Origin of the sequence: Xanthomonas sp. WHRI 1810A (genome assembly GCF_040202885.1) — a bacterium.
GTDB lineage: Bacteria > Pseudomonadota > Gammaproteobacteria > Pseudomonadales > Pseudomonadaceae > Aquipseudomonas.
On sequence record NZ_JBEGED010000003.1, the window covers coordinates 30,650 to 47,539 of the forward strand.

Sequence of the window (16,890 nt, forward strand, 5' to 3'; positions counted from 1 at the left end):
TGCCGGATTTACTGCCGCTGCGCGCCAGATCGCAGGCAAGCCAGCTCCCACGCCTTCGGCAGAAGCGATCCCTGGATCGTCCCACCATTCATCCCCCATCCCCCTCAGCAGTTGAAAAACCCGCCCCCACCCCCATATGAGTTTGCATCAGGGCATTTTCGCCCCGCAGCGTGGAGACTCTCCCCTTGACCACCATCGTTTCAGTGCGCCGCCACGGCAAAGTCGTCATGGCGGGCGACGGCCAGGTTTCCCTGGGCAACACCGTCATGAAAGGCAACGCGAAGAAAGTCCGTCGCCTGTACCACGGCGAAGTCATCGCCGGGTTCGCCGGTGCCACCGCCGACGCCTTCACCTTGTTCGAGCGCTTTGAAGGCCAGCTGGAAAAGCACCAGGGCCATCTGATCCGCGCCGCCGTCGAGCTCGCCAAAGAGTGGCGCACCGACCGTTCCCTGAGTCGTCTGGAAGCCATGCTGGCAGTCGCCAACAAAGACGCGTCGTTGATCATCACCGGCAACGGCGACGTAGTCGAACCTGAAGACGGCTTGATCGCCATGGGCTCAGGCGGCGCGTTCGCTCAAGCCGCTGCCCGCGCCCTGCTGCTGAAAACCGAGCTGTCTGCCCGTGAAATCGCCGAAACCGCGCTGCACATCGCCGGCGACATCTGCGTGTTCACCAACCACAACATCACCATTGAGGAGCAGGACCTCGCTGAATAAGCGTCTGGCACTGGCCGCGCCTGGTCGCGGCCTGCCACGCCTTTTCGCACCCCAGGTCCATTGAAAATCATGTCCATGACTCCCCGTGAAATCGTCCACGAACTCAATCGCCATATCATCGGCCAGGACGATGCCAAGCGCGCCGTCGCCATTGCGCTGCGTAATCGCTGGCGCCGGATGCAGCTGCCCGAAGAGCTGCGCGTCGAAGTCACGCCCAAGAACATCCTGATGATCGGCCCTACCGGTGTCGGTAAAACCGAAATCGCCCGTCGCCTGGCCAAGCTGGCCAATGCGCCGTTCATCAAAGTCGAAGCCACCAAGTTCACCGAAGTCGGCTATGTGGGCCGCGATGTCGAGTCCATCATCCGTGACCTCGCTGATGCGGCCATGAAGCTGCTGCGGGAACAGGAAATGGTCAAGGTCCGCCATCGCGCCGAAGACGCCGCCGAAGACCGCATCCTCGACGCGCTGCTGCCGCCCGCTCGCGGCTTCCAGGATGAAGCGTCGCCGTCGGATACCAACACCCGTCAGCTGTTCCGCAAACGCCTGCGCGAAGGGCAGCTGGACGACAAGGAAATCGAAATCGAAGTGGCTGAAATGGCCGGTGTCGATATTTCCGCGCCGCCTGGCATGGAAGAAATGACCAACCAGCTGCAGAGCCTTTTCGCCAACATGGGCAAGGGCAAGAAGAAGAGCCGCAAGCTGAAGGTCAAGGAAGCGCTGAAACTGGTGCGCGACGAAGAAGCGGGTCGCCTGGTCAACGACGAAGAGCTGAAAGCCAAAGCGCTGGAAGCGGTCGAGCAGCACGGCATCGTGTTTATCGACGAGATCGACAAAGTCGCCAAGCGCGGCAATGTGGGTGGCGCCGACGTGTCCCGTGAAGGCGTGCAGCGCGATCTGCTGCCGCTGATCGAAGGCTGCACGGTCAATACCAAGCTGGGCATGGTCAAGACTGACCACATCCTGTTCATCGCTTCCGGCGCGTTCCACTTGAGCAAGCCGAGCGATCTGGTACCTGAGCTGCAAGGCCGTCTGCCGATCCGCGTCGAACTCAAGGCACTGAGCCCGCAGGACTTCGAGCGCATTCTCAGCGAACCTCATGCGTCGCTCACCGAACAATATCGCGAGCTGCTGAAGACCGAAGGCCTGAACATCGAGTTCTTGCCTGAAGGCATCAAGCGTCTGGCCGAGATTGCCTGGCAAGTGAACGAAAAGACCGAGAACATCGGTGCCCGTCGACTGCATACGCTGCTCGAACGCCTGCTGGAAGAGGTGTCCTTCAGCGCCGGCGACCTGGCCAGCGCACAGGACGCCGAGACCATCAGGATCGACGCTGAATACGTCAATAGCCACTTGGGCGAGCTGGCGGCGGACGAAGATCTGTCGCGGTATATCCTCTAAGTCGCACCCTCCTGTAGGAGTGAGCTTGCTCGCGATGCGCCAGTCCAGATCGACTAATCATCGTCTGACAGATCACATCGCGAGCAAGCTCACTCCTACAAGGACCATGGTTGCCGCGCACGCTTGAGTCAATCACCCATGACCAAACTCCCCACCGCCATCCAGCTGCACAAAGCCTCCAAAACCCTCACGCTGAAATACGGCGACGGCGAGGAATACCACCTGCCTGCCGAATTCCTGCGAGTGCATTCGCCATCGGCTGAGGTGCAGGGCCATGGCAATCCGATTCTGCAGTTCGGCAAGCTGGGCGTCGGGCTGAGCAAGGTGGAGCCGGCCGGTCAGTACGCACTGAAATTGACCTTCGACGACGGTCATGACAGCGGGCTGTTCACTTGGGAATATCTCTACCAATTGGCGCAACGCCAGGAGGCGCTGTGGGAGGACTACCTGGCCGAATTGAAAGCCGCCGGTAAAACCCGCGACCCTTCCGAGCAGGTCATCAAGCTGATGTTGTGAACAGGACTTTATCCAGCTGCTTCTCGACCTCGGTCTGGATCGATCCGCTCATGGCCGACAGGAAAAAATTCAGCTCGATGTTGACCCGTACAAGCTCGTCTTCAACGTCGACCGTGCCTTTGGCGCCCTTGCCTTCCAGGGCGACCGTGTCACCTTCCCATTCGTGGGCGATGCCATATTTGTCCGACAGTTTTTGCAGCATGACCTCGGCCTTTTCCCGGGCTTTGTCCTTGCCCAGAGAATGGGCGCGTTCAACGGTAATTCGGGCCATTCAGGGACTCCTTTAGGGGTAAATCGTGGGCGCACTATACCAGCGGCTCACAGCGAAGAAACTGTTCGCCGCAAGCCTTGTCAAGACAAAGCCAGCCCCGGCGATTAGAATGGCCGCACTTTATTCCGGTGACAGCGATATGAATGATCCGCGCAAAGGCAGCGATGCCGAACCCACCACCCATTTCGGTTACAAAACCGTCCCTGAAAACCAGAAAGCCGACAAAGTGGCTGAGGTTTTTCACTCCGTTGCCGCCAAGTATGACCTGATGAACGACGTGCTTTCCGGCGGCATGCACCGCCTGTGGAAGCGCTTCACCATCGAACTGTCCGGCGTGCGCGTCGGTAACCGCGTCCTCGATATCGCGGGCGGCACGGGCGATCTGGCGAAAAAGTTCTCGCACCTGGTCGGCCCCACCGGCGAAGTCGTACTGGCCGACATCAACGAGTCCATGCTGCGTGTCGGTCGCGACCGCCTGCTGGACCGCGGCGTCGCCGGCAACATGAGCTTCGTCCAGGCCGACGCTGAAAAGCTGCCCTTCCCGGACAACTATTTCGACTGCGTCACCATCGCCTTCGGCCTGCGCAACGTCACCCACAAGGAAGACGCCATCGCGTCGATGCTGCGCGTACTCAAGCCGGGCGGTCGTTTGCTGGTACTGGAGTTCTCCAAGCCGACCAACCCGATCATGTCCAAGATCTACGACGCTTACTCGTTCGCCTTCATGCCGCTGGCCGGCAAGCTGATCACCAACGACTCCGAAAGCTATCGCTACCTGGCTGAATCGATCCGCATGCACCCGGACCAGGAAACCCTCAAGGCGATGATGGTTCATGCCGGGTTCGACCGCGTGACGTACCACAACATGACCTCCGGCATCGTTGCCCTGCACCGCGGCATCAAGCCCTGATGCTGCTTCGCGGCCTGCTTGCAAGTGCCGAATACGGCATCAACCGCGTGCTGCGCATGGACAGCACCGCGTTGCCGCGCCTTGATCGGCTCAGCGGCAAAGTGATCGCCGTAGTCTGTACCAGCCCGGCGTTCCAGCTGTTCATCCTGCCCAGCGACGACGGCTTGATGCTGGCGTCCAACTGGGACGCCGGCGCCGACTGCACCTTGCGCGCGCCCGCCGCCAGCCTGGTGCGTCTGGCGCTGAGCAAGGACAAAACGGCCGTGCTGCACGGCCCGGACGTCGAGCTCGACGGTGAGAGCGGTGTCCTCCTGGACTTGGTGGGTGTGCTGCAGGACCTGGATCTGGACTGGGAATACGAGCTGTCGCGCTGGCTCGGCCCGGTTGCCAGCCCGCTGATCGGCGCGCATGTGCGCAGCCGCGCGAACTGGACCCGTGACACCGCCGCAAGCCTGAGCCGTAACCTGGGCGAATACCTGAGCGAAGAATCACGCGCGCTGGTCGGCAAACGCGAGGCCGAAGCGCGCTTCGCCGAAATCGACCAGACCAAACAAGACCTCGAACGCCTCGAAGCCCGCTTCGAACGCCTCGCCCAATCCCTCCAATCCAGCGATAACGCATGAGCCTGCTTGCCGTCCGCCGTCTGTTTCGCATCCAGCGCGTCGTAATCCGCTACCGCCTCGATGACCTGCTGTTCGCTTTGCCGCTGCCGTGGTGGCTGTTGGCGGTGCGCTATGTGTTGCCGTGGCGCTGGCTGCCGCGCCGCAAAAGCGAGCTGTCACGCGGCGCACGCCTGCGGCTGGCATTGCAGGACCTCGGCCCGATCTTCATCAAGTTCGGCCAGTTGCTGTCGACCCGCCGCGACCTGTTGCCCGAAGACATCGCCGACGAGCTGATGCGGCTGCAGGACCGGGTGCCACCGTTCGAGTCGCAGAAAGCCATCGACCTGATCGAATCTCAGTTGGGCGCGAAGATCAGCCAGGTGTTCAGCCGGTTTGATGTCGAGCCGCTGGCCTCGGCGTCGGTGGCGCAGGTGCATGCGGCTCAGCTCAAGACCGGTGAGGAAGTGGTGGTCAAGGTCGTGCGTCCGGGCCTCAAGCCGATCATCGGCTCTGACCTGGCGTGGCTGTTCATTCTGGCCCGTATCGCTGAGCGCCTGTCCGCCGATGCGCGGCTGTTGCACCCGGTGGACGTGGTCCTCGATTACGAAAAAACCATCTACGACGAACTCGACCTGCTGCGCGAAGCGGCCAACTCCAGCCAGCTGCGACGCAATTTCGAAGGCTCGGACCTGCTCTACGTGCCGCAGGTCTACTGGGACTGGTGCCGGCCGAAAGTGCTGGTGATGGAGCGCATCTACGGCGTTCAGGTCACCGATCTGGCCACCCTCGCCGACCAGCGCACCGACATGAAAATGCTCGCCGAGCGCGGCGTCGAGTTGTTCTTCACCCAGGTGTTTCGCGACAGCTTTTTCCACGCCGACATGCACCCTGGCAACATCTTCGTCAGCAACGTCAAGCCGTGGAACCCGATGTACATCGCCATCGATTGCGGGATCGTCGGCAGCCTTACGCCTGAGGACCAGGACTATCTGGCGCGCAACCTGTTCGCGTTCTTCAAGCGCGATTATCGGCGTGTCGCCCAGCTGCACATCGATTCGGGCTGGGTGCCGGCGGAAACCAAGCTCAATGAATTCGAAGCCGCGATCCGTACCGTGTGCGAACCCATCTTCGAAAAACCGCTGAAAGACATTTCCTTCGGCCAGGTGTTGATGCGTCTGTTCCAGACTGCACGCCGCTTCAACATGGAAGTCCAGCCGCAACTGGTGCTGCTGCAGAAAACCCTGCTCAACATCGAAGGCCTGGGCCGTCAGCTGTACCCGGACCTGGATTTGTGGACCACCGCCCAGCCATTTCTAGAACGCTGGATGCGCGAGCGGGTCAGCCCTAAAACCCTGCTGGGCAACCTGCAATCCCAGGTCGAGCAGATCCCGCATCTGGCCGGCATGACCCGGGATTTGCTGGAGCGCATGTCGCAGCCCCATCGTTACGATCCGCCCCCACCCTGGCGGGAGCGCGGCGATCACTGGGCGTTGCGACTGATCGGCGCTGCGTTGCTGGCGGGTGGCGCGGTGATGGCCTCGGCCCACGTGCAATCGGGCGCCGAATGGGCCGCATTGAATGCCGTGCCGACCTGGATCATGCTGGTGGCCGGTCTGTATCTGGTCGTTCGCCGATAGCCATCGGCGCGGACCGCTGGCACACTAACCCTTCGATAGAGCGGCCGGAGCCGACGATGAAAGACTGGCTGGACGAGATTCACTGGAACAGCGACGGCCTGGTGCCGGCGATTGCCCAGGATCACAAAACCGGGCGCGTGTTGATGATGGCCTGGATGAACCGCGAAGCCTTGAGCCTGACCGCCGCAGAAAATCGCGCCATCTACTGGTCGCGCTCCCGTGCCAGGCTGTGGCGTAAGGGCGAAGAATCCGGCCACGTACAAAAGCTGCACGAACTGCGTCTGGACTGTGACGCCGACGTCATCATCCTGATGGTTGAACAGATCGGCGGCATCGCTTGCCACACCGGCCGTGAAAGCTGCTTCTATCGCGTATACGATGACGCAGGGTGGAAGACCGTGGACCCGGTGCTCAAAGACCCCGATGCCATTTATCAAGCAGGACACTGAACATGACTGATACCTTGTCCCGTCTTGCTGACGTGCTCGAAGCACGCAAAGGCGCGGCTGCCGACAGCTCTTACGTCGCCAGTCTGTATCACAAGGGCTTGAACAAGATTCTGGAAAAAGTCGGCGAAGAGTCGGTTGAAACGATCATCGCCGCCAAGGACGCCGCCATCAGTGGCGATTGCAGCGATGTCATTTATGAAACCGCCGACCTCTGGTTCCACAGCCTGGTGATGCTTGCGTCACTGGGCCAACATCCACAGGCCGTGCTTGACGAACTGGATCGCCGTTTCGGGCTGTCCGGTCACGACGAAAAGGCTGCTCGTTCGGCTGAATGAACACTCACGCTTACGGGCTCTGAATTTATTACGAGGAACGCGTCATGGGTATTTTTGACTGGAAACACTGGATCGTCATTCTGATCGTGGTCGTGCTGGTATTCGGCACCAAGAAGCTCAAAGGCCTTGGCACTGACGTTGGCGAATCGATCAAAGGCTTTCGCAAGGCCATGAGCGACGAAGAGAAAACCCCGGAACAACCACCGGTTCAGCCACAACCCCAGCCGCACACCCCGGCGTCTTCGCCGTTGAACCAGCCACACACCATCGACGCGCAAGCGCATAAAGTCGAAGAGCCCATTCGCAAAGACTAGGTCGTGACGCATGTTTGGTATCAGCTTCTCTGAACTGCTGCTCGTCGGGCTCGTGGCCCTGCTGGTGCTGGGCCCCGAGCGTTTGCCGGGCGCAGCACGTACAGCCGGGCTCTGGGTCGGGCGCTTGAAACGCAGCTTCAATGCGATCAAACAGGAAGTTGAACGCGAAATTGGCGCTGACGAGATTCGCCGTCAGTTGCATAACGAACACATCCTCTCGATGGAGCAGGAAGCGCGCAAGATTCTCTCGCCGCAGCACACGCCGACCGAACCCGTTGCGCCGCAGACGCCGCCCGCGAGTTCACCGGTGGTCGATACGCCATTGCCGGTCACCGCAGCGCCGCCTGCGCCGATTCTTCCTGCGCCGATTCTTCCCACGCCGACCCCCGCGCCGCACAGCGCCGACATAGGCCCGGCAGCGCCGGCTGAAACCGCGTCGGTGAACGCCGAACCTGTCCATCCGGGCCCTGCTGCCGAACCGGCGCCTGTCCCTCCCGTGCCGGTGCAACGTGCGCCTTCCGCCAACGATTCGTCATTGCCACCGCGAGCCCCATGAGCAATATCCCGGAAAACGACCAGCAAATGCCGCTGATCTCGCACCTCACTGAACTGCGTTCGCGCCTGCTGCGGTGCGTGTTGGCGATCTTCGTGATCTTCGGCTGCCTGTTCTACTTCACCCAGAAGATCTACACCTTCGTGTCGGCACCGCTTCGGGTGTTCCTGCCCGAAGGCGCGACGATGATCGCGACCGACGTCGCATCGCCCTTCATCACGCCGTTCAAACTGACGATGATGGTGGCGCTGTTCCTCGCGATGCCGGTGATCCTTCATCAGGTCTGGGGCTTTATCGCACCCGGTCTGTACAAGCACGAAAAACGCGTCGCCGTGCCATTGCTGGTGTCCAGCATCGTGCTGTTCTACGCGGGCATGGCGTTCGCGTATTACCTGGTCTTCCCGCTGATCTTCCACTTCTTCGCCAGCGTGACCCCCGAAGGGGTGTCGATGATGACGGACATCGCCAGTTATCTGGACTTCGTCATGACGCTGTTCTTTGCCTTTGGCGTGGCGTTCGAGATTCCGGTGGCCGTCGTGCTGCTGGTGTGGATCGGCATCGTCGACGTCAAATACCTGAAGAAGATTCGCCCGTATGTGGTGATCGGCTGCTTCGTGGTCGGAATGATCCTGACGCCGCCGGACATCTTCTCCCAGACACTGCTCGCGGTGCCGATGTGGCTGTTGTTCGAAATCGGGGTGCTCTGCAGCTCGATGATCACCAAGCGCGGTGATCATGAGGACGACAAGGCCGCTGAAGACGCACAGGACGAGAAAGACAAACAGGATCAGCCGCCAGCGACTCAGTTGTGAATCTGCTGCTACTGGAAGACGCTGACTTCATCGCGGCGGATCGCGTCGTTTTGCGCGATCGCCGCTTCAAGCACATGCAGGACGTCCACCGCTCAGTGGTGGGCGACACCCTGCGTGTCGGGCGAGTGGGCGGCTTGATGGGCAGCGCCGCGGTGCTTCGGCTCGAGCCCCAGGAAGCCGAGCTGTCCGTCAGCTTTGATGATCCGCCGCCTGCCAAGCTGCCGCTGACGCTGCTATTGGCGCTGCCACGGCCCAAGATGCTGCGTCGGTTGTTTCAGACCGTTGCCACCATGGGTGTGCCTAAAATCGTCCTGCTCAACAGCTACCGCGTCGAGAAGAGCTTCTGGCAGACGCCGTTTCTGGAACCTGAGGCGATTCGTGAGCAACTGATTCTGGGCCTGGAACAGGGCCGGGACAGCGTGCTGCCTGAGATCGTCATCGAGAAGCGCTTCAAGCCCTTCGTCGAGGACCGGCTGCCTGCGCTGGTCGAGGGCACGTTAGGCCTGGTCGGTCACCCCGGTGATTTCCCGGCGTGTCCCCGCGCGGTTGAACAACCCGTCACCCTGGCCATCGGCCCCGAAGGTGGCTGGATACCCTACGAAGTCGAGCTGTTGCGCAAGGCCGGGCTGCAACCGGTGCAACTCGGTGAACGCATCCTGCGCGTCGAAACAGCCGTCACCGCCCTCCTCTCGCGCCTGTTCTGACCCCTTTGCAGGCAAAGCCATACTCCAACAAGGATCCCGGCAGCCTCCCCGATGCCGAGCCCACGCAAATTTTTGTGGGAGGGAGCTTGCTCGCGATGCGGCGTGTCACTTCCCTGATATGTCCCGGATGTACAGCGATCGCGAGCAAGCTCCCTCCCACCGTTCTGCGTCAACGCCCCATTTCACAAGCACGCTTCATCCGGTAATCGTCCACAGCCCTTCAGTTCCGCCGCCCGGCGCCGATGCACAGACATCAACGACAACACTGCTGAAGGAATCATCATGACTCGCTGGTTTGCCCAACGTCTTGCCAATGCAAGTGTCAGTCTCAAGCTGGGTATCGGCTTTGGCCTTGTGCTCCTGCTCACGGTGATCACCATGCTTGCCGGCTGGTCCGGTGTGAACTCGGTGATCGTGCGAGGCGACAAGCTGGGCAATATCTCGCAGGTCAGCGAAAGCACCCTTGAGCTGCGCATCGCGCGGATGGTCTATGACGCGAAATTCACTCCCGAAGCTGCCGCCGAGGTAATCAAAACACTCGATCAGCTCGATGCTGCGGTAAAGACGGCGCGGGCGAGCATTACTGGCGTTGACGACCTCAAGCGACTGGATGCACAAACGCAGGCCGCCGCTGACTATCGACGCGCGTTTGATGACATGGCCAAGGCTATCCAGGCCCGCGAAGCCACTCGGGTCAATCTGGGCGCAACGGCCGACGCTGCCGTGGATGAGGTCGGCAAGATCGAGGGTGCTCTGCTGTTGCAAGACGACATCCTTCAGTACAACAGTGCGGTAGACGTCAGCAAAAAGCTTCAGCAGGCACGCTTCCAGGTACGCGGTTACACCTACAGCGGCAACCCGGATTTCGAGAAGAACGCAACGGGTGCCATTGACGATGCCCAGACCGGGATCGACACCTTGGCGGGCGAAATTTCGTCGCAATACCTGCCGCAGTTGCAGCGTGCGTCCGTCGCGCTCAAAGGCTATCGCGGGGCCGTCGGCGCCTACCGAGAGGCGCAGCTGGCCAGCAGGCAGGCGCTGGACAGGATGAACGTGCTGGGCCAACAGTTGCTCGACACCAGCGACCAGTTGAACGCTTCCCAGAATGTCAAACGCGACGCCGACAGCGAGAGCGCCAAGACGACATTGATCACCGTGACCGTGTTGGCGCTGCTGCTGGGCCTCATCGCCGCATGGATCATCACCCGCCAGATCACTCATCCCCTGCGCGACACCCTGGCGGCGGTCGACCGCGTTGCCTCCGGCGACTTGACCCACAACCTTGATGTTCAGCGCCGGGACGAGTTGGGCAAGGTGCAGAGCAGCATCCAGCGCATGACCGTCAACCTGCGCCAATTGGTCAGCGGCATCAGTGACGGCGTGACCCAGATCGCAAGCGCCGCCGAAGAGTTGTCAGCGGTCACCGAGCAGACCAGCGCCGGGGTCAACAGCCAGAAAGTGGAGACCGACCAGGTCGCCACCGCCATGCATGAAATGGCGGCGACGGTGCAGGAAGTGGCGCGCAACGCCGAGGAGGCCTCTGAAGCCGCCGTTGCAGCCGACCAGCAAGCGCGCGAAGGCGACAAGGTCGTCAGCGAGGCCATCGATCAGATCGAGCGCCTGGCCGCTGAAATGGGCCATTCCACCGAGGCCATGGGCGAGCTCAAACGCGAAAGCGACAAGATCGGCAGCGTGCTGGACGTGATCAAGTCCGTGGCGCAGCAAACCAACCTGCTGGCCCTCAACGCGGCCATCGAAGCAGCCCGCGCAGGCGAAGCCGGGCGAGGTTTTGCGGTCGTGGCCGATGAAGTGCGCAGCCTGGCTCAGCGCACCCAGAAATCCACTGAAGAAATCGAAGCCCTGATTGCCGGCCTGCAGAACGGCACGCAACAGGTCTCGACCATCATGGACAACAGCCGTGAGCTGACGGTCAGCAGCGTGGCCTTGACCCGTCGCGCCGGCAGCTCGCTGGAGAACATCACCAAGACCGTGTCCGCGATCCAGGCCATGAACCAGCAAATCGCCGCAGCCGCTGAACAGCAAAGCGCAACCGCCGAAGAAATCAACCGCAGCATCCTCAACGTGCGCGACGTCTCCGAGCAAACGTCCGCCGCCAGTGAAGAAACCGCAGCGTCCAGCGTCGAGTTGGCACGCCTGGGTACGCACTTGCAGACCTTGGTCGGGCGTTTCCGCGTTTAAACAACTGATCGCGCCCACGCTTGCCGTGGGCGCGGCTGGCGTTACGCTGCGTCAGGAGGGCTCGGAATAGGTTAGTGGTCGATCGTATGAGTAATGACTCAACTCAAATAGCCTACTCACTGCCTGGGCCGGGTTCAGGCTGTCCTTGTTTGTTTTCTGCGCTGAGCCGAATCTCCTCTAACTTACGAAAGTTTGGATGACTACGACCGTCGGCGAAGACGGTGCCATCGGGATAAGTGTAAGACGTGTATTCACCGCCCTTCTTTTCCTTTGGCCCTAATGAACGCAGAACGAAATTAGAATGTAAGATGGGTTCGAAATAGACATGGCGAGCGTTAATTGCTTCATACGTCAAATAAATCTTACCCTCGCCAGCCAAGCTAATAGACTGCTTATCACCTCCAATGAAGCTCTGGTGTAGCCATGGGTAATAGTCTTTCTGAACATTCAAATCCCCTTCGACTTTCCAAGTTGCACCCCCGCGTGGCGAGTTGTTGTGATCAAAAATCACCACCATCCCACCTCCAGCACCATATCTCACGTCCTCGCCAAAACGGGTCGGGTAGACATAAGCAACGCCGAACGTCACATTACTCAAACGCCATTTGCATGCACCCCCGCCATCAATTGCCAGCTTAGTTTGATAAAGCTCAGTTTTTCCCTGACGCATAGGCTCCAGTTCAATTTGCTGATAGCCGTCGCGACTGTAAGGCGTACCGTTTGCATTGTGGTTAATGAAAGTGCAAAGGGTTGATCTATACATCACCTGCATAGTTTCCGCTTTAAGTTCTTCGGGCACTTTGACGGTTACAATGACCTGTTCGCTGTCTGGAGGCGGGTTGAGGCTGTAATCCTGGCGGCAACCGCTCAAGCTGAAAGCAACCAAAAGCCCTGAAACCCTAACGCCTAGAGCTATGTTCTTGATTGTTGAGGAGGAGCTCATCGGATCAGTTTCGCGTAAAACGCCTTGGATTGGGCGACGTTGTCGAACCGCTGTAATGCTTCGGGGCCACCTTCGCTCTGTAACGTGACGCGCAAGGCCATATCCATCATTTTTTGCAGTCCGAGAAATACGCGATTGCGGGCGTACTCGTCCTCTGGAATGCGCCCGTCATATTCCTTCATCTGCTGTTCGAATTTTTTGCGTTCGTCTTGAAGGTCCAGCAGCTTCTCGCGTTCAGGATTGATCAATTCCATCAGCTGGTCATGGATATAGGGCTGATACTTCGACATGAAGTGATCACCGATACCCAGCATACCGCTGACGTCAGGATTGCCATAACGGGGGAAATGCTTTGCTCGGCTTTCTGCGTCCAACGATTTAATCAGGCTTTCCTGATCTTGATTGGCCTGATGGTTATCCGCATCACTAAGACTTGGGACTAAATAGAGCTTCGTACTCCGCTGCAAACGGTAAGCGATGGCTCGTTGATAGGGTCGGCCTTTCGGGTCGCGATAAGCAGGATAAATCTCTTGTAGAACCTGTGTGTGTTGCTCGGCTTTGTAAAACATCGCAATTTCGCCGTGATGGCTGAACGGGTCGCCGTGCTTGTAAACCGCGGTTGCCAGTGCCTGACGCACAGACCAGCTAAACCCCATCATCACCCCAGCGGGTCCCCATAGGTCGTAAAGATAATTATCCAGCGCTGCTTCGGGTGGGACCCGGGGGACCACATCAGCGTCATTGACGTGACGGAAATGCCATAGATCGCTAAGGCACTGGATGGCCTTTAGGGTGAAGGTGCGTGGCATGCCATATGTGTAGAGCAATGGTTTTAGGTCTTTTAGCGATGCCGCTTGAATAAGCGCGAGCGCACCCCCAAGGCTGTGGCCGCAAATGAAAAGACTCTTATCTTCAGCGGCTTTAGGAAGTGTTTCTCCCAAATTCGTAGAATAAATCTTTCGCACTACCTCAAACCCATCCCGAAACCCCATATGCACACTGCCCTCGGGAGTCAAACCCTCGCAGGGCACCTTCGTCTCGCACATGGCCGCTACATCAGCCGCGACCGGGCGAAAGGTAAGATCAGCCGCGAGGTCTGCGATACCGTTCATTTCAGTACCTCGCCACGCGACCAAGACCTGTGAAGCACTGATGGCGTAGAACAGCTGTGTATTGCCTTCAGGGAGGGCAGCCTTGCTCGTATCCAGCGGTTCAACTTCTGTATAGCGGCCATCGAAGGGCACATCCACGACCAGGCAAGGCCAGTCCCGTTGTTCGTCCTGCACGCGAGGTGTGCGAGAAAGGTCCAGACATTGCTGTTCAAACAACTGCCTGACCGATCCATACTTCAGATCGGGCTCGTGCTGTACGCCAGGATGCTCATTAGCCCAAGGTTGTAGGCATTGGCCAAGCTGTACTCAGCCTGATGATGCAACACCAGCGACCATGCGCGTAGAGGACAGATTTCCAGCACGTGTCGGCGATCCAGTTGGTCGTCCCCAACAGTGAAGCCACTGTAATTGCGGTCCGGAAAGTGATACAGCGGAGGTTGCTCGGGATCCGGCAGAGGCGGATCCAGAGTCGGCAACCGGTCGCAGACTTGTCCAATACGCAGATAGTGGTAGCTATGCCCGGCTGCATGAGCCTGCTGTTCAATAGGCGAAAAGCCGGAGCGTTGAGGGCTATACAGCGGTGTGCGATCCCCCACTCGGGGCCTGTGTGGCTCAGCCCGCTTAGCACGCAAGCGCCGGGTTTGCAAAACCTGCGCCAGAGGATCGGCCGCGATCAGCAGCGTGACGGCCAACGGATGCAACCCGTCCAGACGAATCATCCCAGAAGCATCGCTTTGGCCTGAAAACTCAGGAACGAGAGCAATGCGGGTGGCCTCGTTGATAACGCGGTAAGGCATGTTAGCCAACGGGTTCCCTTGCTCGTCCACTAGCTGGAATTCGATCCATTGCATGATCTGCGGGCCGCAATACACATCTTTATTTGGACAAAGCGTGTCTGTGCGGTGGAGTCTGTCGTTCATACCTTTTCCTTAATCACGGTGGCCGTCCCTGGTGCGGGCAACAGTAAATTAAGGCCGGCGTGTGCTCTATCCCGCCAAAGGTGAACGGGACGCGTCCTAGGTAGCTTCAAGATGATTCCTACGTAGCGCTTCCTCTGCGGGGGCCCGCAAAATTTTCAGCGCGCGATGAACAAGGCTGAGCGGTTCCACCTGTCCACCCCATTTCATAGCTCTTGGACTCGTCAGCGCTTGCAAAACCGGTGTTCACCCTTGCCATGGGTGTGCGTGGCGATCAGGCACTAAATCTGTGAACCGCGTCACCCCTGCCCGCTAATCAGAAATCTCCTACGACCCGTTCAGGTCGCGCGATTCGCTCTCTTGCCGATGCGCTTTCAACGTACGCCTTGCTCACGCAGGGCGGCTTTGATGGGTCATTCGCAGGAGATACGCCATGTTTCGAGGGATGAATCAGGCGCTGGGCAACACCAGCGTCAAACTCAAGCTTTCATTAGGTTTCGGGCTGGTGCTCGTGCTCACGCTGGCCATTGCCCTGACCGGCTGGCACGGGCTGGACACCATGATCGAGCGTTCCGAATCGATCACCGCCATCGGTCAGCTCAACGCCATGACCAAAGACCTGCGCGCCGAGCGCATCACCTTCCGCACCGAGAACACGCCTGACAGCGCTGCCCGGGTCGTCGCCCGTCTCGATGAAATCGAGGCGCATCTGGCCATGCTGCGCGCCGATGCGGATCAGGCCGAGTCGCTCAAGCTGCTTAACGGCCAGAGTGAGACCGTGCGCACGCTGGAAAAGACCTTCACCGACCTCGGCCAACTGATCAAGGAGCGCGCCGCGTCCAATCTGCTGCTCAACGAGCACGCCGACCAAGCGGTGCAAGCCGTTGGCCAGGTTGAAAGTGAAGTGTTGCAAGCCGTGAGTCAGGAGCAGGACAGCCGTGAACAACTGGATGAGTTCACCAACATCCTTCAGCTGCGGCGGCAGATTCAGAACGCCCGCTATGAGTTGCTGGCGTACGTGTTCAGCGGTCAGGAGAAGTATGAGGTGGCAGCGATCACGGCCATTGATGAGGCACTCAAGGAGATCGGCCAGATTTCCCAGGATCAGGCGGACGGCAATGTGTCCGGCTTGAAACGCGCGGATCAAGCGCTGCAGAACTACCGCACGCAGCTGGGCCAGTTCAAGGACATTCAGATCAAGACCGAAGCCGCCCACGAGAGCATGGAGGCGTTGGGCGAAGCGCTGCTGGCCTCGACCAACGAACTGAGCACCCTGCAGAGCGCTCGCCGTGACAGCGAAGCCGGCGCCTCTCGTACTGCACTGGCCAGTGTCGCCGGGCTGGCCATGACCCTCGGCCTGCTGGCGGCCTGGCTGATCACGCAGCAGATCATCGCCCCGCTGCGCCAGACCTTGAGCGCCGCCGAACGCATTGCCAATGGCGACCTGAGCAAAGATCTGGTGGTGAACCGCCGCGATGAAATGGGCGAGCTGCAAAAGCGCATGCAAACGATGACCGTCAGTCTGCGGCAGCTGATCGGGGGCATCAGTGAGGGAGTGACCAAGATTGCCAGCGCCGCCGAGCAGCTGTCGGCCGTCACGCAGCAGACGAGCGTCGGGGTGAATAGCCAAAAGGAAGAAACCGATCAGGTAGCGACCGCGATGAACGAAATGGCCTCGACCGTGCTGGAGGTGGCGCGCAATGCCGAGGAAGCGTCGGAGGCGGCTTCTTCCGCCGATCAACAGGCGCGTGCGGGGGACAGCGTGGTTAATGAGGCCATCGCGCAGATCGAACGGCTGGCCTGCGAGGTCACCAATTCAACCCAGGCGATGAGTCAGCTGAAGGCCGAGAGCGACAAGATCGGCGGCGTGCTAGACGTCATCAAATCGGTCTCGCAGCAGACCAATCTGCTGGCCCTGAACGCGGCTATCGAAGCGGCGCGTGCCGGTGAAGCGGGCCGCGGGTTTGCGGTCGTGGCCGATGAGGTCCGCAGCCTGGCGCAGCGCACCCAGCAATCGACCGAAGAGATTGAAGAGCTGATCGCTGCCTTGCAAAACGGCACGCAGCAGGTGGTCAACGCGCTGGATGCCAGCCGCACCTTGACCGACAGCAGCGTTGACCTCAGCCGCCGGGCCGGTGGCGCTCTGGAGCACATCACCCGCACCGTCTCGACGATTCAGAACATGAACCAGCAGATCGCCACGGCCGGCGAAGAGCAAAGCGCCGTGGCCGAGCAGATCAACCGCAGCATTTTGAACGTGCGTGACATCTCGGACCAGACCGCCGCCGCCAGCGAACAGACCGCAGCGTCCAGCGCGGAACTGGCGCGGCTGGGGCAGGATTTGAAGGCGATGGTGGGGAGGTTTCAGGTTTGAAACGCCATCCAAAACTGTAGGAGCGCGCTTGCCCGCGATGGCTTTGGTACATCCAACACCCTTGGTGCCTGACACACCGCAATCGCGGGCAAGCGCGCTCCTACAGGTTTTGTGTTGGCAATAAA

18 protein-coding genes are annotated in these 16,890 nt (G+C 59.9%); 14 read left to right on the forward strand and 4 right to left on the reverse strand.

Translation table 11 applies throughout. The annotated features are described in order from the left end of the window. Positions 1-170 precede the first annotated feature (170 nt). From hslV to ABQX22_RS06210, 3 genes are all read left to right on the forward strand, one after another. The gene (hslV, locus tag ABQX22_RS06200; protein WP_441005247.1) at positions 171-716 is read left to right on the forward strand and encodes an ATP-dependent protease subunit HslV; all 546 of its coding nucleotides are present in this window, start codon (positions 171-173) and stop codon (positions 714-716) included. Between the two features lie 75 nt (positions 717-791). Next, positions 792-2,117, forward strand: coding sequence for an ATP-dependent protease ATPase subunit HslU (gene hslU / locus ABQX22_RS06205; protein ID WP_349798142.1), 1,326 nt, complete (start codon positions 792-794; stop codon positions 2,115-2,117). A gap of 138 nt (positions 2,118-2,255) precedes the next feature. Then, a complete protein-coding gene (locus ABQX22_RS06210; RefSeq protein WP_349797580.1) occupies positions 2,256-2,633 on the forward strand; it encodes a DUF971 domain-containing protein in 378 nt (125 codons plus the stop codon). Here the strand turns inward: ABQX22_RS06210 and ABQX22_RS06215 are convergent. Then, the gene (locus ABQX22_RS06215; protein ID WP_349797582.1) at positions 2,617-2,904 is read right to left on the reverse strand and encodes a polyhydroxyalkanoic acid system family protein; all 288 of its coding nucleotides are present in this window, start codon (positions 2,902-2,904) and stop codon (positions 2,617-2,619) included. The genes ABQX22_RS06210 and ABQX22_RS06215 overlap by 17 nt on opposite strands. A 139-nt stretch (positions 2,905-3,043) precedes the next feature. Here ABQX22_RS06215 and ubiE point away from each other — a divergent pair, with 139 nt between their 5' ends. The 10 genes from ubiE to ABQX22_RS06265 all read left to right on the forward strand — a co-directional run bounded on the left by ubiE (position 3,044) and on the right by ABQX22_RS06265 (position 11,419). Then, on the forward strand, positions 3,044-3,814 hold the full coding sequence (ubiE, locus tag ABQX22_RS06220) for a bifunctional demethylmenaquinone methyltransferase/2-methoxy-6-polyprenyl-1,4-benzoquinol methylase UbiE (RefSeq protein ID WP_349798144.1): 771 nt from the start codon (positions 3,044-3,046) through the stop codon (positions 3,812-3,814). Further along, a complete protein-coding gene (locus ABQX22_RS06225; protein WP_349797584.1) occupies positions 3,814-4,437 on the forward strand; it encodes a ubiquinone biosynthesis accessory factor UbiJ in 624 nt (207 codons plus the stop codon). Before ubiE ends, ABQX22_RS06225 begins: the two co-directional genes overlap by 1 nt. Then, positions 4,434-6,053: a ubiquinone biosynthesis regulatory protein kinase UbiB gene (ubiB, locus tag ABQX22_RS06230; RefSeq protein WP_349797586.1), complete on the forward strand. Its 1,620-nt coding sequence runs from the start codon at positions 4,434-4,436 to the stop codon at positions 6,051-6,053. Before ABQX22_RS06225 ends, ubiB begins: the two co-directional genes overlap by 4 nt. A 56-nt stretch (positions 6,054-6,109) precedes the next feature. Continuing rightward, positions 6,110-6,502: a phosphoribosyl-AMP cyclohydrolase gene (hisI, locus tag ABQX22_RS06235; RefSeq protein WP_349797588.1), complete on the forward strand. Its 393-nt coding sequence runs from the start codon at positions 6,110-6,112 to the stop codon at positions 6,500-6,502. Between the two features lie 2 nt (positions 6,503-6,504). After that, positions 6,505-6,837 (forward strand): phosphoribosyl-ATP diphosphatase, encoded by a 333-nt coding sequence (locus tag ABQX22_RS06240; protein WP_349797590.1) that lies wholly within the window; start codon positions 6,505-6,507, stop codon positions 6,835-6,837. A 44-nt stretch (positions 6,838-6,881) separates the two neighbouring features. Beyond that, positions 6,882-7,151, forward strand: coding sequence for a twin-arginine translocase TatA/TatE family subunit (locus ABQX22_RS06245; protein WP_349797592.1), 270 nt, complete (start codon positions 6,882-6,884; stop codon positions 7,149-7,151). Positions 7,152-7,161: 10 nt separating this feature from the next. Then, a complete protein-coding gene (gene tatB / locus ABQX22_RS06250) occupies positions 7,162-7,707 on the forward strand; it encodes a Sec-independent protein translocase protein TatB (RefSeq protein ID WP_349797594.1) in 546 nt (181 codons plus the stop codon). After that, on the forward strand, positions 7,704-8,516 hold the full coding sequence (gene tatC, locus ABQX22_RS06255) for a twin-arginine translocase subunit TatC (RefSeq protein ID WP_349797596.1): 813 nt from the start codon (positions 7,704-7,706) through the stop codon (positions 8,514-8,516). Before tatB ends, tatC begins: the two co-directional genes overlap by 4 nt. Continuing rightward, positions 8,513-9,220, forward strand: coding sequence for a 16S rRNA (uracil(1498)-N(3))-methyltransferase (locus tag ABQX22_RS06260; RefSeq protein ID WP_349797598.1), 708 nt, complete (start codon positions 8,513-8,515; stop codon positions 9,218-9,220). Before tatC ends, ABQX22_RS06260 begins: the two co-directional genes overlap by 4 nt. Before the next feature lie 282 nt (positions 9,221-9,502). Continuing rightward, complete coding sequence (locus ABQX22_RS06265; RefSeq protein ID WP_349797600.1) at positions 9,503-11,419, forward strand: methyl-accepting chemotaxis protein; 1,917 nt, start codon at positions 9,503-9,505, stop codon at positions 11,417-11,419. Between the two features lie 112 nt (positions 11,420-11,531). On the opposite strand, the gene ABQX22_RS06270 is transcribed toward ABQX22_RS06265, so the two are convergent. From ABQX22_RS06270 to ABQX22_RS06280, 3 genes are read right to left on the reverse strand one after another with little or no spacing between them, the layout of a single operon-like run. Further along, the gene (locus tag ABQX22_RS06270) at positions 11,532-12,362 is read right to left on the reverse strand and encodes a hypothetical protein (RefSeq protein WP_349797602.1); all 831 of its coding nucleotides are present in this window, start codon (positions 12,360-12,362) and stop codon (positions 11,532-11,534) included. Then, entirely contained in the window at positions 12,359-13,690 is a 1,332-nt protein-coding gene (locus ABQX22_RS06275) for a lipase family protein (RefSeq protein ID WP_349797603.1), read from the reverse strand. The genes ABQX22_RS06270 and ABQX22_RS06275 overlap by 4 nt, the downstream gene beginning before the upstream one ends. 20 nt (positions 13,691-13,710) lie before the next feature. Further along, complete coding sequence (locus ABQX22_RS06280) at positions 13,711-14,394, reverse strand: hypothetical protein (RefSeq protein WP_349797604.1); 684 nt, start codon at positions 14,392-14,394, stop codon at positions 13,711-13,713. 430 nt (positions 14,395-14,824) lie between these two features. Between ABQX22_RS06280 and ABQX22_RS06285 the strand changes: the two genes are divergently transcribed. Then, positions 14,825-16,765, forward strand: a complete 1,941-nt coding sequence (locus tag ABQX22_RS06285; protein WP_349797605.1) for a HAMP domain-containing methyl-accepting chemotaxis protein — start codon at positions 14,825-14,827, stop codon at positions 16,763-16,765. Positions 16,766-16,890 lie beyond the last annotated feature (125 nt).

Coding starts and splice junctions, on each gene's coding strand:
- hslU (WP_349798142.1), top strand. CDS start 792: ATGACTCCCCGTGAAATCGTCCACGAACTCAATCGCCATATCATCGGC.
- ABQX22_RS06210 (WP_349797580.1), top strand. CDS start 2,256: ATGACCAAACTCCCCACCGCCATCCAGCTGCACAAAGCCTCCAAAACC.
- ABQX22_RS06215 (WP_349797582.1), bottom strand. CDS start 2,904: ATGGCCCGAATTACCGTTGAACGCGCCCATTCTCTGGGCAAGGACAAA.
- ubiE (WP_349798144.1), top strand. CDS start 3,044: ATGAATGATCCGCGCAAAGGCAGCGATGCCGAACCCACCACCCATTTC.
- ABQX22_RS06225 (WP_349797584.1), top strand. CDS start 3,814: ATGCTGCTTCGCGGCCTGCTTGCAAGTGCCGAATACGGCATCAACCGC.
- ubiB (WP_349797586.1), top strand. CDS start 4,434: ATGAGCCTGCTTGCCGTCCGCCGTCTGTTTCGCATCCAGCGCGTCGTA.
- hisI (WP_349797588.1), top strand. CDS start 6,110: ATGAAAGACTGGCTGGACGAGATTCACTGGAACAGCGACGGCCTGGTG.
- ABQX22_RS06240 (WP_349797590.1), top strand. CDS start 6,505: ATGACTGATACCTTGTCCCGTCTTGCTGACGTGCTCGAAGCACGCAAA.
- ABQX22_RS06245 (WP_349797592.1), top strand. CDS start 6,882: ATGGGTATTTTTGACTGGAAACACTGGATCGTCATTCTGATCGTGGTC.
- tatB (WP_349797594.1), top strand. CDS start 7,162: ATGTTTGGTATCAGCTTCTCTGAACTGCTGCTCGTCGGGCTCGTGGCC.
- tatC (WP_349797596.1), top strand. CDS start 7,704: ATGAGCAATATCCCGGAAAACGACCAGCAAATGCCGCTGATCTCGCAC.
- ABQX22_RS06265 (WP_349797600.1), top strand. CDS start 9,503: ATGACTCGCTGGTTTGCCCAACGTCTTGCCAATGCAAGTGTCAGTCTC.
- ABQX22_RS06270 (WP_349797602.1), bottom strand. CDS start 12,362: ATGAGCTCCTCCTCAACAATCAAGAACATAGCTCTAGGCGTTAGGGTT.
- ABQX22_RS06280 (WP_349797604.1), bottom strand. CDS start 14,394: ATGAACGACAGACTCCACCGCACAGACACGCTTTGTCCAAATAAAGAT.
- ABQX22_RS06285 (WP_349797605.1), top strand. CDS start 14,825: ATGTTTCGAGGGATGAATCAGGCGCTGGGCAACACCAGCGTCAAACTC.